The organism is Robiginitalea marina, from assembly GCF_024006985.1.
GTDB lineage: Bacteria > Bacteroidota > Bacteroidia > Flavobacteriales > Flavobacteriaceae > Robiginitalea > Robiginitalea marina.
The window spans coordinates 275,196-289,278 of the sequence record NZ_JAMXIB010000002.1 but is presented as its reverse complement, the minus strand read 5'-3'; the positions used below and the strand labels follow the sequence as shown (position 1 = coordinate 289,278).

13 protein-coding genes are annotated in these 14,083 nt (G+C 54.5%); 2 read left to right on the top strand and 11 right to left on the bottom strand.

The window, feature by feature from the left end; genetic code table 11:
• Nucleotides 1-18: 18 nt before the first annotated feature.
• From NG653_RS04140 to NG653_RS04130, 3 genes are all read right to left on the bottom strand, one after another.
• Nucleotides 19-1,752, bottom strand: a complete 1,734-nt coding sequence (locus tag NG653_RS04140; RefSeq protein ID WP_252740404.1) for a T9SS type B sorting domain-containing protein — start codon at nt 1,750-1,752, stop codon at nt 19-21.
• A gap of 97 nt (nt 1,753-1,849) precedes the next feature.
• Nucleotides 1,850-2,683, bottom strand: a complete 834-nt coding sequence (locus tag NG653_RS04135; protein WP_252740403.1) for an ABC transporter permease — start codon at nt 2,681-2,683, stop codon at nt 1,850-1,852.
• 21 nt (nt 2,684-2,704) lie between these two features.
• Nucleotides 2,705-3,610 (bottom strand): ABC transporter ATP-binding protein, encoded by a 906-nt coding sequence (locus NG653_RS04130; RefSeq protein WP_252740402.1) that lies wholly within the window; start codon nt 3,608-3,610, stop codon nt 2,705-2,707.
• Between the two features lie 75 nt (nt 3,611-3,685).
• On the opposite strand from NG653_RS04130, the gene NG653_RS04125 reads away from it, so the two are divergent.
• Nucleotides 3,686-4,768, top strand: coding sequence for a hypothetical protein (locus tag NG653_RS04125; RefSeq protein WP_252740401.1), 1,083 nt, complete (start codon nt 3,686-3,688; stop codon nt 4,766-4,768).
• A gap of 240 nt (nt 4,769-5,008) precedes the next feature.
• On the opposite strand, the gene NG653_RS04120 is transcribed toward NG653_RS04125, so the two are convergent.
• The 6 genes from NG653_RS04120 to NG653_RS04095 all read right to left on the bottom strand — a co-directional run bounded on the left by NG653_RS04120 (nt 5,009) and on the right by NG653_RS04095 (nt 11,358).
• Nucleotides 5,009-5,914 (bottom strand): alpha/beta hydrolase, encoded by a 906-nt coding sequence (locus NG653_RS04120; RefSeq protein WP_252740400.1) that lies wholly within the window; start codon nt 5,912-5,914, stop codon nt 5,009-5,011.
• Between the two features lie 209 nt (nt 5,915-6,123).
• On the bottom strand, nt 6,124-7,182 hold the full coding sequence (locus NG653_RS04115; protein ID WP_252740399.1) for a nucleoid-associated protein: 1,059 nt from the start codon (nt 7,180-7,182) through the stop codon (nt 6,124-6,126).
• Between the two features lie 37 nt (nt 7,183-7,219).
• Complete coding sequence (locus NG653_RS04110; RefSeq protein WP_252740398.1) at nt 7,220-7,714, bottom strand: IS1096 element passenger TnpR family protein; 495 nt, start codon at nt 7,712-7,714, stop codon at nt 7,220-7,222.
• 32 nt (nt 7,715-7,746) lie between these two features.
• Entirely contained in the window at nt 7,747-8,793 is a 1,047-nt protein-coding gene (locus tag NG653_RS04105; RefSeq protein ID WP_252740397.1) for a COX15/CtaA family protein, read from the bottom strand.
• Complete coding sequence (locus NG653_RS04100) at nt 8,790-10,241, bottom strand: CCA tRNA nucleotidyltransferase (RefSeq protein ID WP_252740396.1); 1,452 nt, start codon at nt 10,239-10,241, stop codon at nt 8,790-8,792. Before NG653_RS04100 ends, NG653_RS04105 begins: the two co-directional genes overlap by 4 nt.
• Before the next feature lie 244 nt (nt 10,242-10,485).
• Entirely contained in the window at nt 10,486-11,358 is an 873-nt protein-coding gene (locus NG653_RS04095; RefSeq protein ID WP_252740395.1) for an ATP-grasp fold amidoligase family protein, read from the bottom strand.
• 76 nt (nt 11,359-11,434) lie between these two features.
• On the opposite strand from NG653_RS04095, the gene NG653_RS04090 reads away from it, so the two are divergent.
• A complete protein-coding gene (locus NG653_RS04090) occupies nt 11,435-12,265 on the top strand; it encodes a glycosyltransferase family 2 protein (RefSeq protein WP_252740394.1) in 831 nt (276 codons plus the stop codon).
• Here the strand turns inward: NG653_RS04090 and NG653_RS04085 are convergent.
• A complete protein-coding gene (locus tag NG653_RS04085; protein ID WP_252740393.1) occupies nt 12,247-13,044 on the bottom strand; it encodes a glycosyltransferase family 2 protein in 798 nt (265 codons plus the stop codon). The genes NG653_RS04090 and NG653_RS04085 overlap by 19 nt on opposite strands.
• A 138-nt stretch (nt 13,045-13,182) precedes the next feature.
• On the bottom strand, nt 13,183-13,998 hold the full coding sequence (locus NG653_RS04080; RefSeq protein ID WP_252740392.1) for a 2,3,4,5-tetrahydropyridine-2,6-dicarboxylate N-succinyltransferase: 816 nt from the start codon (nt 13,996-13,998) through the stop codon (nt 13,183-13,185).
• Nucleotides 13,999-14,083: the final 85 nt, after the last annotated feature.

Genomic DNA, 14,083 nt, shown 5'->3' with positions numbered 1-14,083 from the left:
GGTCTTGCGGATAAAATCTTAGCGTTTGAGGCTGAAATGGCCCCGCACTTCCCGGCCGGAGGCTTCGATGGCCCGGAACCAGTAGTCCGAGGAAGGCAGTGGCCTTCCGTTCCAGGTGCCGTCCCACCCGGCCCCCCGGGGGTCTACCTGCGAAAGCAGGTTCCCGAAACGGTCGAAGATGTAGAGTTCCCGGATAGGGTTTACCCCGGATGGTGGGGGGAGGAACTGCCAGAAATCGTTGATCCCGTCCCCGTTGGGGGTAAAGAATTTCGGGAAGCCTTCCACGGTAAGGTCAGGCTGCACCAGGACCTGGCTGATGCCGCACCCGTTGCGGTCGCGGACGTAGATGGTGTAGGAATCCAGGGGCAGGCCCGAAAAGCGGTTATCGGCCTGGTAGGGGCCGTCAGGGCTGTCCAGGGCAAATTCGTAGTCCCCAACCCCGCTGACGGAAACTTCTATGCTGATGACCCCGGCCCCAAGGGTGGTCTCGGTTCCCTCGATGACAGCGGCCGCCGACTCGGATACGGAGAACACCCGGGAAGAACGGCATTCAAAGGAACCGGTTGGCCCCTCGATCTGGTTATAAATTTCCAGCCGGTACTCCCCCGGTCCCGGGGGCAGAAAATCCGGGCCCTCGACCAACAGGACTTCCCGGTTCGGGTTGATGATTTCGTACCACCGGTACCCGTCGGCCGGGTCCAATGCTGAAAGGGCGGTAGCTCCATCCCCACTGCAAATGCCCACACTTTCGGGGAAGGTGATGGGGGGGCTCAGGTCAACCAGGTTGCCTTCTGTGTCGAAATAAGGGCCGCAGCCCAGGAGGGTGGAAAAGGACGTTTGCGGACAGTCCAGGGCTGCCCCGGCTTCATTGTATGGGACTATTCGGATGTAATAGATCCGGTTCGGTTCGAAGTCGATCACGTTGATTTCCGTCACGTTCCCAAAATTATCCCCATCCAGGACGTCGTTATCGAAAGGCGAAGTCCCGATGGAAACGCGATAGCCGGTTGCCCCTGCGACGGGCTGCCAGCGGATTAGGGGGGAAAGGGGGATATTCGGTTCCCCATTGAGCGGGTAAAGGATGGTTGCACAGCCCGGGAGGGTCGCCAATGGGCCCGTCCTGAAGGATTGGGTAGGGCAGTCTGGTGCGGCCCCTATGTCGTTGTACGGGGTGATGGTGACATATACGGTTTGTTCTTCCGGCAGGTCTACCGGCGGGTTATAGCTAAGGGTGTTTCCCACATCAAAGTCGTTCAGCAAGTCGTTCCCACCGGGGGTGGTCCCTATACTCACACGGTATCCGGTGGCCGAAAGGCTGTACGCCCATCGTATGGTCGACCCTACCGGCACGTTTTCGCTGTTTTGAGCCGGGCTGGTCAGGGTGGTGCAGGGGGGGGGCGTGGTGACTGCAACCGTGCGAAAGGAATAGGAAGCACATTCGATATTGGGTTGGTTCAGCAGGATCAGGGTGATGGTCACGTAAACCAGGGAATTGGCAGGAAGCCCTTGCGGGGGGGTAAAGGAGGCATTGGGCCCCACCCCCGTCGTGAGGATGTCATCCCCGCCGGGTACGGTCCCCAGGGAAACTTCGTACCCGGGAATCCCTGGTACGGGTTCCCAGCTGATGGTAGCGTCCAGTGCCACATTGGTCTGGCCGGAAAAGGGGGAGATGGGAGCAGGGCAAGCCTGGGACCATCCATAAATGGCCCAAAAGAAAAAGAACAGGCAGGGCAATTTTCTCAGAGCTTCCATAGCAGCAGGAAGGAAAAATACGAATTTACCCCCAAATCCTGCAGGCAATCAGTTCAAAGGAGCGGTTTAGGCGACGGCCCTCCTACATGGCTCCTGCCTAAAGGTCCCGTTTTTTCAACAGGGCAAGGGATCCGTAGAGGAAAAGGGCCGTCCAGGCGGCGACAAGGAGGAACTCATACCAGTGCACCTGGTAGTTGAGATCCAGTTTTTCCCCGATCTGGTTGGCCACGGATTGCACCGCATTCAGGCGGGTGAAGGGTTCCTTGATCAGGTTTGCCATCGATTCCAGGGGCAGGAAGCTCTTAATGGTTTTGGCGGTTTCCCAGGAGACAAATTTCCATCCCAGGACCCCGAAAATCACCTGTTCCAGGATGGACCAGATAATCAGGAAGCCCAGGGCAAAAGCCGACCGTTTGACCAGGATGCCCAGAAAGAGACAGAAACTGAAGAACCCTACCAGTTTCACGAAAAAGGCGAGGAGGAATTCCATGTCGGAAAAGACGATGGAAAGCTCGGTATAATCGGAATAAATACCGCCCAGGATCAGGGAAACCACAAATACAAACAGGGTGGAAATACCCGCAAACACGAGGACGGTCAGGAATTTTGAGGCGATGAATTCCTTCTTCGACAACCCGTCGATCAGGTTTTGCTTGATGGTTTTGTTCGTGTACTCGTTGGACATCATCGACACGATCACAATAGCCAGGAAGAGCTTGAAAATGGCCGCCACAAAGGTGTTGAAGTGCCAGATGTAGGGAAAGTTGAAGATCCCCTGTTCAGCCAGGTGGAACTGGATGGGCCCGATGTCGAATTTGATGGCCGCGATCAGTGCGATGGAGGTCAGCAGCACGAAATAGGAAATGATCAACACCCGGCTCGACCGGTTGTTCCAGAGCTTGATGCATTCTATGTGGAGGAGTCGTTTCATGGGCAAAGGCTGGGGGGCGTTTTACTGGGCGTCCTGGTGGTTGGTGATGGTCAGGAACTGTTGTTCCAGGCTTTCCTTCCGCCTGACCACGTGGGAAAGCACAATCTGGTTTTCATAACAAAGGCGGTTCATGGTCACGGCGTCCATGGGATCCTTCAGGTAGGCGGTGAGCAGCCCATTTTCTTCTTCAACCCGGGAAACGGCCGGGAGGTTTTCCAGGAACTCCCTTAGGGCCTGCTGGTTTTCGGCACGCAGTTCAAAGAACCCATGGCTGGCGAGCATGCCGTCCACCGTCCCGGAGTAGAGGTTGACCCCTTTGCGGAGGATCACCACATGGGAACATACCTTTTCCACCTCATCCAGCAGGTGGGAGGCCAGCAAAATAGTAGTGCCCTCGGAGGCAATTTTTTTGATCAATTCCCTGATCTGGTGGATGCCTTGCGGGTCCAGGCCGTTGGTAGGCTCATCCAGGATGAGGATTTCCGGGTCGTTCAGCAGGGCAGAGGCAATGGCCAAACGCTGTTTCATCCCCAGGGAAAAAGTCCGGAATTTGGAATCCCGACGGTCCCACAGGCCAACCAGCCGGAGCTTTTCTTCGATCTGCCCGTAGGGAACTTCCTTGATCCGGCAAACCAGCCGCAGGTTCTGCCGTGCAGACAGGTACGGGTAAAAATTGGGCCGCTCAATGATCGCCCCCACTTTTTTAAGGGCCTGGTGGGTCGAGGTATTGCCGTCAAACCAGCTGAAGGACCCTGAGGTTTTGTTTACCACGTTGAGCACAATCCCCAGGGTGGTGGATTTCCCGCTTCCGTTCGGCCCGAGGAGGCCGTAAACATTTCCTTTTTCAATGGTAAAGGACAGGTCTTTAACGGCAACCAGGGGCCCGAACTTTTTGGTAAGGTGGTTAACGGTCAGTATGGTTTCCAAAGGGAATCTTTTTTGATGGGGGTTTCCTTAGTTGACGAGATTATGCGTAATTTGTTACATGGAAAAGCCGACTTCATGACAGAAGAGCGCCTGATGTCCAGAAAAAAACCTGCCTTTCCGGTTTGTCCGGAGTTGGAAGCCTACCTGGAGGAATTCAGCCGAAAAATCGAAATCCCGATCAGTTACGAGGACCTGCTGCGGTTCGCCGGAGCGGTTGTGGTATATGATTCCCTCGGGGAGGATACGCTCTGGGTGCGGGTCTATTATTCCGATTCGGAGCGGCAGGAAATCGACCTGAGCCTCAAACGGGTCTATTCCATCCTTCATTCAGACGGCAGCGACCGGATCTTCCAGTACCTCAACGTCGATGCCGTGGATTACTGCACCTTCGGGAATTCAAAACCGTTCCGGATCAAGGTGAGAAACATCCTGAACGACAACTTCACCTATTTCTACGTCAAAAAAACGGACGCCTCCCGCATCTATGGCCTGGAGCTGGAGCATATGCTTTCGCCCTATAACCTGAACTTCCTGGTATGCGGCAATACGCTCATTGAAGAACATATTGCGGGAATACCGGGAGACGTGTTTATCCGCGACATGTTGCCGTCCTGCTCGGAATCGGAGAAGGCACAGCTGGCCAAGGAATTCGTCAAGTTCAATGAACGCTGTATGATCCGCTTGCTCGGCGATATGCGCTCGTACAACTATGTGATTATTCCGGTCCACGATTTTGACCATGTGGTCTACCGCATCCGCGCCATCGATTTTGACCAGCAGTGTTTTGAGGGGAAGCTGAAGATCTACCGCCCCCAATTCTTCAAGGAGAATTTCACCATGGTGGAGCTGGTCAGGAAAAAACTCCTCCCGGATTCCGTGGATCAGTACAAAGTGGAGGAACGGTCCATCGTGGCGAAGCGTATCCTGAGTTCCGGCGACCGCATCCGCAAACTGGTCGACATTGCCAGGAAGGATCCTATTTCGCTTCCGGAGCATATTGAACGCCTTAAGAGCGATATTTATGATCTTACCCTTGACGTGAACTTCAGGAAATGCGAGACCATGGGGGATATCCTCGCCCTGGCCCTCGACTTTGTAAGGCGGAATTACGAGGATGTCAGCATGCGGCAAATCATCGAAAAGCGGATCCGGATTTGAATCCTTGATTGCAGGAGTGGTGACCCCCGGGCTTGTGTGAGATGACCAGTTGCACGGCTGAGCCTTAAGCGTCCGCTATTTCCGGTTAGCCTTCTTTGCCCGCCAAGGGTTTGAGACCCCGGTGCCCTTTAGCTGTGGGGGAGCCCCCCCCTCCCCATGCAAGAAGATACCGCATACCCCTGCAAAGCCAAAACAGCGAATGCATTTTTTTTGCCCAATGCGTTTGCCTGCGAAACGCCCCTATTTTTTCAGGGGTACCAGGGTGGCCTCCAACTGATAAGGGCTTTTCGCAAGGACCGCGGTCCTGAGGAAATGGTGGACTTCCCCAAGCCGCTGCATCATGGCGGCGGTCGCCACTTCGTGCCCTGCCCCGATTTCCCTGTAGTAGTAATAGGGGTAATTGTTTTTGGCAAACACCCTGGCAAGGAAGTCTGACCCAAAAAAACCTTTATTCAGCAGGCGTCTCTTAGTGAAGGGGACAACCTTGTCTTCGGAGCCATGGAAGAGCAGGGTGGGGCTCGGCTGCCGGACGTATTCCGGTTTCCCGGTGGTGCTGAAAATGGCCCCGGCAAAGGCGATCACCCCTTTAAAACTGAATCCTTCCGGCAGGACCGCCCGCAGGGCATGGTTGTTTTTTTCATATAAATCGCCGTGGAGGCTCGTGATGGCCCCGGCGCTTGAGCCGGAAAGGATAATGTTGGCAGGATCAATCTGAAGTTCCCCTGCCCGGGAGACCAAAAAAGCGGTAGCTGAAAAAAGGTCTTCCACCGCCAGGTCTATGGCGTTTTCCAGGGGCTCCGTATTGAAGATCCCCACCTGGTCGTATTTCCCCCTAAGCCCCAGGCGGTAGTCGATGGAGGCGACTTTCCACCCGTTGCGCACAAGGCTGTTGATGTAAGCGTTATAAACCGGGGCATCGCGACGGCCGGTGACAAAACTGCCCCCGAACACGAAAATGACGCAGGGCCTTACTTCGGTGTCCCCAACCATCTGGTAAAAATCCAGGGAAAGGGTGGAGTCGCGCTCTGCGAAAGGCAGGGTCCGTTTCTCAATGGATTCCGGCAGGGGCTCGTACGCCTGTCCCCAGGCGGTCAGGGAGAACAACAGGGATAAAATAAACCCTATCCGCAACGTACTATTTTTCATCGGGAATGATTTTGATAAATGTATGATTTCCGTGGCAGACTTGCGCCCCCTTCCGCCACACCTATGCCTACTGCTTTGTCAATATCGGTAAATCCGGCAACCTCCCCGTTTAAGAACCCCTGGTCAGGGCCGCATAAACCATGGGTTAGGTTACCCCATGGGTTACGCTTGCTCTTTCCTGTGTCATGTCGAACGGATCCGGGAGGTCGTCAGGATTTCTGTTCCCGGTTGAAATAGACCAGGTAGTAATACATCTGGCGTTCTTCGTCCCATCCTTTTTCCACGAATTTTTCGGCGGATTCCGGGTTGATGAAATTGAGTTTTATCTGGATGTTGGTGTCTAGCTGGATCACGTTGCTGAGCTTTTTCCGGCTATCGGATACAGCCTTGTTTGCGATCTGAAAATTAGAAACATCCTCAATGCTGTATTTGGGCCCCTTTTCCGTCTTGTAGTGGCGGAATTCGGGGATCAGCTCGGGGTTGTCCATCACCTCATTGAGGAAACGGGTTTCCTCAAACGTATCGTTTTTGGCGAAATGGTTCACGGCCCGGTTCATAAACAGCACCTCCTGTTGCTTGTCCTCGGCGGGCAGGACCACATCTTTGGCGAAATGCTGGCAGAATTTCAGGTAATTTTTCGTGTAGAAGGTCTCATCGGTCAGGGGGGCCAGGCCCAGGAATTCCTCCAGCCAGTACCTGGCGTCGTACCGGTTGCTGTCGACGGAGAGGACCTTGTACCCCTGTTCGGCCCCCCGGTTGAAAATCAGGCATCCTTTATCGAGGCGCTGCAGGTTTACCCCCTGCTGGATGAGGACATCGAGCAGGGCCCCTTTTTCCCGGAACTGCAGGAAATCCTGCTTGACCTCGCTTTTGAAAATCCCCAGGGCGTCTACCCGTTCGTTATCGAGCAGCACATCGGTCATATAGACGATATAGCATTCCCCGTTTTTGATGTGCGGATGTTTGGATTGCTCGTAAAGGTGGTTCGCAATTTCCCTGGAAACCCGGTGCAGGCTGGAGGGATCCTGGAATATTTTGGAGGCAGCCTCATGGATGGGATGGAATTCCAGGCCGGCTTCGTGCCGGAAACAGAAGTAATTCTCTTCCTTCTCGCGGAAGGGTTTAAAGAAATATTCCTTCAACAGCCCCCTGAGTTCATCGTTCAGCGGATAGGGGGCCTCGGTGAGGAACATGGGTTCCCCCCGGTGTTTATTGCCAACGCGGTGCAGGGAAACTGTTTCAAGTTGGGTAGCGAAGAGGTTCAGCATGGTATAGGGTAGGGGTTAGGGTAGTTTCCCGGGATTTTCAGTTCCAGTTCTCGTCAAAATCAAGGTCGTCATAGTGGTCCAGGGGTTCCTCGAAGTCCATCCCGGGGTCGGCTTCAAATTGTTTTTCCGGGGGTGAATCGGGCAATTCCCCGAAACTGAACAGCAGGTTGGGGTAGGATTTCCCCACTTCTTTTTCGGCCACATCGGCCAGTTCCACAAAGAAGGTCCACATGCTGAGGAAATCATAGACATACAGCAGTTTGGGGGATCCCTCATCCATTACGGCCCCCAGGGGGGTATCGCGCATCAGCCGGGCCCCTTCCTGTCCTTCCCTCATGTCAAAGAGGGGGATCTCTTCTTCCTGGTTCCAGGCTTCATCGGCGGTGAAGAAAGAAGCCATTTCATTCCCCAGGAACCCAAAGGACTGGCTGATGACATTATGGAGCTCTTCGAGGGAACAGTCGCGTTCCACTTCGAGGTCCCGGAAAACATCTTCCTCTGCATCCAGAATGACTCGGATTTTATAAATCATCAGGGGTGGGGTTTTTAGGTCGTCCGGCAAATTTACGAAGAAATACGCGTTCTTCGGGCACCCTGCATTTCCAGCAGGACATACCATTGCAACCCAAACAATATGGAGGCCAGCACCAGGTGAAGCGCCTGGCTGCCCCAGGGGAACCCCAGGTAATTCATGGCCGTGCCTGAGGCGATGATGCCCAGGAGCACCCACAGGGTCACATACACTTTTTTAAGGCCCAACCCCAGGGAGGATACCCGGTAGGCGGCCCACAGGTGGAGCAATAGCAGGATAATGGAGAAGGATCGGTGTACGTAAAACAGGGCATTCGCCTCCTGGAGCCAAAGCGCTTTTGCTTCCATGCCGAGGGCCTCCGCCTGGTGGTCGATGAACTGGCGTACCTGGGTCCCCATCAGGATTTGGAGGAAGCTCAACGGGAACAGGACCCACCAAAGCCTTGTCAGCCGGGGGTCGTATGCCCTAGGCTCCGAACCCCTCCGGGCATCATACACCATCCATAGCAACAACCCGGCGATCAGGAGTGCCATGAACATATGCAAGGTGATCTTGACCGGTTCCAGCACGGAATAGACCACCGTGGCCCCAAGCCAAGCCTGAAACCCTATGGCCACCACACCTATCCAGGCCAGCACCACCCGGTACCTTTTTTCTTTCCACCACCCAATGGAAGCCAGGGCCAGTAGGAACATGGCAAGCCCTGCCAGGGCCCCCAGCAGGCGGTTCAGGTATTCGATCCAGGTGTGGACAGCGTTGAACTCGGCGTAATCGTGCCGGGTGTACACGCTCCAGTTTTCCTCGCTGAATGCCGTGCCGGTAGTGAAGTCTTCCCGGGCCAGCAGCAATTGTTCCCCCCGGATAATCACCTGCCCTTTTTCAAAGGCCCGGCCCGGGGCCCAGCGGAGGGTAGCTTCCTCAGTGGGGGGTATCAGGTAGCCAAAGCACTTGGGCCAGTCGGGACAACCCATCCCGCTTCCCGTCATCCGGACCACTGCCCCGGCCACGATGACCAGGTATACCAGCACCACGGAAGTCGTGGCCAGCAGGCGGTATTTCGATTGCATCCATTTTTTCATGAGCCCTCATCTTTAGGTGTTTCGGAGGCCAGGCGGAGCCCCATTTCCCGTCCCTTCCGGATCATGAAATCCCAGGCAGGCCCGTGCTCGTTGGGGATTTCCCCTTCAAGGATGGCTTCCTTTATGGCTTCCTTGATAATCCCGATTTCCCGGGAGGGTTTCAGGTTGAAGGCCTCCATGATCTCCTCCCCGCTCACCGGGGGTTGGAAATTTCGGACGCGGTCCCGTTCTTCCACCTCTTTTATCTTTTCCCGTACCAGTTGAAAATTCTTCAGGTAACGCTGCTGCTTTTTCGGGTTTTTGGTCGTGATATCGGCTTCGCAGAGGGTCATCAGGTCGTCCACATCCTCCCCGGCGTCAAAAACCAGGCGGCGCACCGCCGAATCGGTGACGTCATCGGAGGAAAGGGCAATGGGCCGGGAACTCATCCGCACCAGTTTTTGTACGTATTTCAGGTGTTCGTTCAGGGGCATGCGCAGGCGTTTGAAGAGCCGGGTTACCATTTTGGACCCCACGAATTCATGGCCGTGGAAGGTCCATCCCGTTTTCTTGTCAAATCGTTTGGTAGGGGCTTTCCCAATATCGTGCAGCAGGGCAGCCCACCGCAGCCAGAGTTTTTCGGTATTCCGGGCGATATTGTCCACCACCTCCAGGGTATGCCAGAAATTATCCTTGTGGCGCTGGCCTTCAATTTCCTCAATCCCCCGTAGGGCTGTGAGTTCAGGAAGGATGAGGTCCAGCAGGCCGGTCTGGTGAAGCAGGGCCAGCCCCCGGGACGGGGTTTCGGCACCCATTATTTTATGGAGTTCCTCCACGATCCGTTCCCGGGAGACAATCCGGATCCGGTCGCGTTGTTCCCTTATGGCCTCCAGGGATTCCGGGCTGATCTCAAAGTCCAGCTGGGTGGCAAACCGGATGGCCCGGATCATCCGCAGGGGATCGTCTGAGAAGGTGATACCGGGTTCCAGGGGGGTCCGTATGATCCTGTTCCCCAGGTCGTCGAGGCCGCCGAACGGATCCAGGAGGGTCCCAAAATCCTCAGGCTTCAGGGAAAGGGCCAGGGCGTTGATGGTAAAGTCGCGCCGCTTCTGGTCGTCTTCAAGGGTGCCGTTTTCCACAATGGGCTTGCGGCTGTCGGCCCGGTAACTCTCCTTCCGGGCCCCGACGAACTCCAGCTGCATCTCTCCCTGCCGGATCATCGCGGTCCCAAAGTTCTTGAAGACGTGGACCCGGGGGTTATCGGGCATCAGGGCCGCTACTTTTCGCGCCAGTTCAATGCCACTGCCCACAGCCACGATGTCAATATCCTTCTGCTGGCCCCTGCCCAGGAAAAAATCCCGGACATAGCCTCCGATCACATACGATTCCACCGAAAGGGATTCCGCTGCCCTGCCGATCAGTCCGAAAATCGGATCCGTTAACGCCTCCGGAAAATGTGTTTCCTCCATAGTTCCTCTTGCCCGTGGCCAACCAGTGGGCCCTCGTCCGGTTGCCTTCCCACACAGGACTCAAAACCGGAGGTACAAAGGTACCATATCCTTTAGAGCTGTTAAAATGGAAGGGATATTTTCAGGCAAAATGAAAGGCGGGTGCAGGGGGGGTGGATACCTTGCCCTAGGGGTGGGGGGCACCCCCCCTCGAAAATACCCGGCTCCCAAATCGGTCTCAGGTCAGAAAACCCCTCTCCTGGGCTTATCCCACAGGCGCCGGGAGTTTCAGGTAATCGCCAATGATAGTGTTATATTCCTCAGGCACGAATTCCCTCCTACCATCCGCCGGGTAGAAAGTCATTTCGCCAAACAGGATACGCCCGTCAATATTGTACAGGTCCACCCGAACAAAAGGAAAACCCTCAGCCAGTTTGGTGACGACCCCAATCATTTCGTCAAAATTCCGGGGTTTTTTAAGCTCCTTTTCATAGAGGCGGTGCCCTTTGGTAAGGAAGGGCATTCTGTTCCAATCCATATCATAGAAACAGCGGGAATGAGTTGCTGTCCTGTCGTGGTCAATTTGGACAAAGTTCGGAATGCCCCCGAAACAGAAAAATTTGTAATCGTTAATGCTTTCCTGCCCGGGCTCTTCCAGAAAGGCTTCAGCCACCAGCCTGGGGGGTACGTTTTTATAAGCCCATTCCAGCCCCCCCCGGTAATACTGGTTCTTAGACATCCACTTGCGCATCAGCCATCGGGCCTTCCATGGGTTCAGGGCCGATTTGTCGGGGACGATCAGGTTGAAGTGGTACCCATGTACCCCTTTGATCACGAAGCGGTCGGGGAGGGCGTCGAAATCCACATCTTTCGCCCGGTTATACACCCCAAGGAGTTCATTCAGGTATTTGTCGCCCACTTTCTCCTTTACATAATCGCGTACGGCGTATTTGTCTACCAGTTGGGTTAGGATCGGATTCCTGTAATAGACTTTCAGCCACTGGATCTTTTCGTTGAACTCCCGGGGCGCATCCAGGTCCAGTTTTTTTCCGGTATAGTATTCGTAATACACCTTTACATAGAAGGGGGGCGGGAGGAATTTCAGCTTTTTCAGCAGGCCGAGGAGGAGACGTTTCAAAGGGATGGATTTTAGGGCAGATGCATTTGTTGGATAAGGACAAAGATAAGCAAGAAGACTTTTCTATTTTTGTGCCATGAAGAGAGCTCCAGATAAGCCTAAAATCTCCGTGGTGGTCAGCACCTATAACGCGGAGGCCTGGCTGGAGAAGGTCCTCTGGGGGTTTAACTGCCAGACCTTCCGAGATTTTGAGGTCGTCATTGCCGACGACGGTTCCGGGCCTGCCACCCGCGAGCTTCTGCAGCGGATGCAGCGGGAGGTGTTCTACCCGATGGTACACGTGTGGCAGGAAGACGATGGCTTCCAGAAGTCCCGCATCCTTAATAAGGCTATCCTGGCCTGCAATGCAGACTATATCATTATGACCGATGGGGATTGCATCCCCCGGGAAGACTTTGTGCAGGTACATTACATCAACAAGGAAGAAGGGTATTTCATTTCCGGGGGCTACTACATGCTGCCCATGAATATTTCCCTGATGATTACCCGGGAAGATATTGAACAGCAGCGGTGTTTCGATATCCACTGGCTTACCGAAAAAGGCATCCCGAAAACCTTCAAGAACAACAAGCTGACCGCCCGTGGGCTGGTCGCGCGAATTTTTAATACCCTTACCCCAACCAACGCGAGCTGGAACGGACACAACAGTTCAGGCTGGAAAAAAGACATCCTGAATGTCAACGGCTTCGATGAACGCATGCAATACGGGGGGCAGGACCGGGAACTGGGAGAACGGTTGTTTAATTTCGGCATTAAATCCAAACAGCTCCGCTATAGTGCGGTCTGTGTGCACCTCGACCATAAGAGGGGATATAAAACCCCGGAATCGCTCGAAAAAAATGCCAATATCCGAAGGAAAACCCGCAAGGAGAAGCGGGTGTGGACCCATTACGGCATCAGTAAGTAGTAAGCCAGTTTATTTTTGGATTCCAGTTTCCTGAGTTCCCGGAACCGTTCCAGGTCGCCCAGCGCATTCAGGTAGCAGATGGTGACCCCCCGTTTACCGTCGAGCACCCCGAGCCTTAGCAGGTAATGATGCAGGAATTTCCAGGCCGGCTTGGCGACCATCATGAAGTAATTGAAGGGTTTTTCCCGATAGAAGTCCTCCCGGGCTTTCAGCCTGCCGTAATGCAGCATCTTTTCCCGGTAATCCTCATAGTTCTTATAGCAATAATGGATCAGCCGGTTTTCCAGGATTCCTGAAGTCCCGTTTACTTCAAGGGTTTCGTGCACGAGTTTTCGGTCTGAAAACCGCGCCTTGCTCTTCCGGAATAGCCGGTAATTCTTATCGGTTTGCCAGCCGCTGAAATTCAGGGGTTTTTTTCCAAACATGAATTTGCGGTAAAACCAGAAGGCGGCATGGGGGGTATTGGAACCTATGGTCTGAACGATTTCCTGCCTGAGCGCTTCCGGGACTACCTCATCCGCATCCACGAAGAGGATCCAGTCATTTGAAGCCTGTTGCAGCGCGTAGGTTTTTTGTTGGGTGAAATTCTCGAAAGGGTGCTGCATCGCCTTTACCTGGGGATGGTTCAGGAGGTATTCGTAAGTCCCGTCCGAACTGTAGGAATCCACTACAATGATCTCATCGGCAAACCTCACCGATTCGATACAGCGTTCGATATACCCCACTTCGTTGTAGGTAATGATCAGGGCAGTCAGCTTTTCTGGCTTTAAAGCCTCCATGGCGTGTGGTCTTACCTCGGTTTTTCTGTTTCTATAACAAAGAAACGCCAAAAAAATTGCATTTTATGTACACAAAGCCTCCTTTTCTTCCCCTCTGATGCGGAAAAATCACATCGCCTTCCCTGGCTCCACGAGGGCTCACACGGCTACATCATATTCCCGGAGGGCGTTGTTCAGGGAAGTTTTTTTGTCCGTGCTTTCCTTTCGCTGCCCTATGATCAGGGCACAGGGTACCTGGTAGTCCCCGGCAGGGAACGATTTGGTATAGCTCCCGGGGATAACCACGGAGCGGGCCGGGACCCGTCCGACGTATTCCCTGGGGGAATTCCCGGTCACATCGATGATCCGGGTAGAGGCGGTGAGGACCACATTGGCCCCAAGTACGGCTTCTTTTTCCACCAAAACCCCTTCCACTACAATGCACCGGCTTCCGATAAATGCATTGTCCTCAACGATCACAGGGGAGGCCTGCAGGGGCTCCAGCACCCCTCCAATCCCAACCCCCCCGCTCAGGTGGACGTGCTTTCCGATTTGGGCACAGCTACCCACCGTGGCCCAGGTATCCACCATAGTGCCCTCATCCACATAGGCCCCGATATTTACATAGCTGGGCATCAGGATGGTGCCCGGGGCAATATAGGCCCCGTACCGGGCCACGGCATGGGGGACCACCCTGATGCCTTTCGCTTCATACCCGCTTTTCAGGGGAATCTTGTCGTGGTATTCGAAGATGCCGGCCTCCATGGTCTGCATTTTCTGGATGGGGAAGTAGAGCACTATGGCTTTTTTCACCCAGGTGTTGATCGTCCACCCGTCGGGGCCCGGGCTTGCGCACCGGAGCCTTCCGGCGTCTGCCAGGCCCACCACCTCGCGGATGGCTGCTTTGGTTTTATCCTCCCTGAGGAGTTCCCGGTTGTCCCAGGCGGCTTCGATGATAGGGGCTAAGTGGTCCATGGCAGATTTTTGGCAAAGATAAGGGACCCCTTTCAAATCTGTCCGAATTTTGGGGGCTTCGGGATTTATACGTTATTTTTGCAAG

Bases quoted from the DNA above. Each gene is read 5' to 3' on its own strand.
- NG653_RS04105 (WP_252740397.1), bottom strand. From the start codon at position 8,793: ATGAAAAAATGGATGCAATCGAAATACCGCCTGCTGGCCACGACTTCC.
- NG653_RS04080 (WP_252740392.1), bottom strand. From the start codon at position 13,998: ATGGACCACTTAGCCCCTATCATCGAAGCCGCCTGGGACAACCGGGAA.
- NG653_RS04085 (WP_252740393.1), bottom strand. From the start codon at position 13,044: ATGGAGGCTTTAAAGCCAGAAAAGCTGACTGCCCTGATCATTACCTAC.
- NG653_RS04120 (WP_252740400.1), bottom strand. From the start codon at position 5,914: ATGAAAAATAGTACGTTGCGGATAGGGTTTATTTTATCCCTGTTGTTC.
- NG653_RS04125 (WP_252740401.1), top strand. From the start codon at position 3,686: ATGACAGAAGAGCGCCTGATGTCCAGAAAAAAACCTGCCTTTCCGGTT.
- NG653_RS04100 (WP_252740396.1), bottom strand. From the start codon at position 10,241: ATGGAGGAAACACATTTTCCGGAGGCGTTAACGGATCCGATTTTCGGA.
- NG653_RS04115 (WP_252740399.1), bottom strand. From the start codon at position 7,182: ATGCTGAACCTCTTCGCTACCCAACTTGAAACAGTTTCCCTGCACCGC.
- NG653_RS04140 (WP_252740404.1), bottom strand. From the start codon at position 1,752: ATGGAAGCTCTGAGAAAATTGCCCTGCCTGTTCTTTTTCTTTTGGGCC.
- NG653_RS04135 (WP_252740403.1), bottom strand. From the start codon at position 2,683: ATGAAACGACTCCTCCACATAGAATGCATCAAGCTCTGGAACAACCGG.
- NG653_RS04090 (WP_252740394.1), top strand. From the start codon at position 11,435: ATGAAGAGAGCTCCAGATAAGCCTAAAATCTCCGTGGTGGTCAGCACC.
- NG653_RS04110 (WP_252740398.1), bottom strand. From the start codon at position 7,714: ATGATTTATAAAATCCGAGTCATTCTGGATGCAGAGGAAGATGTTTTC.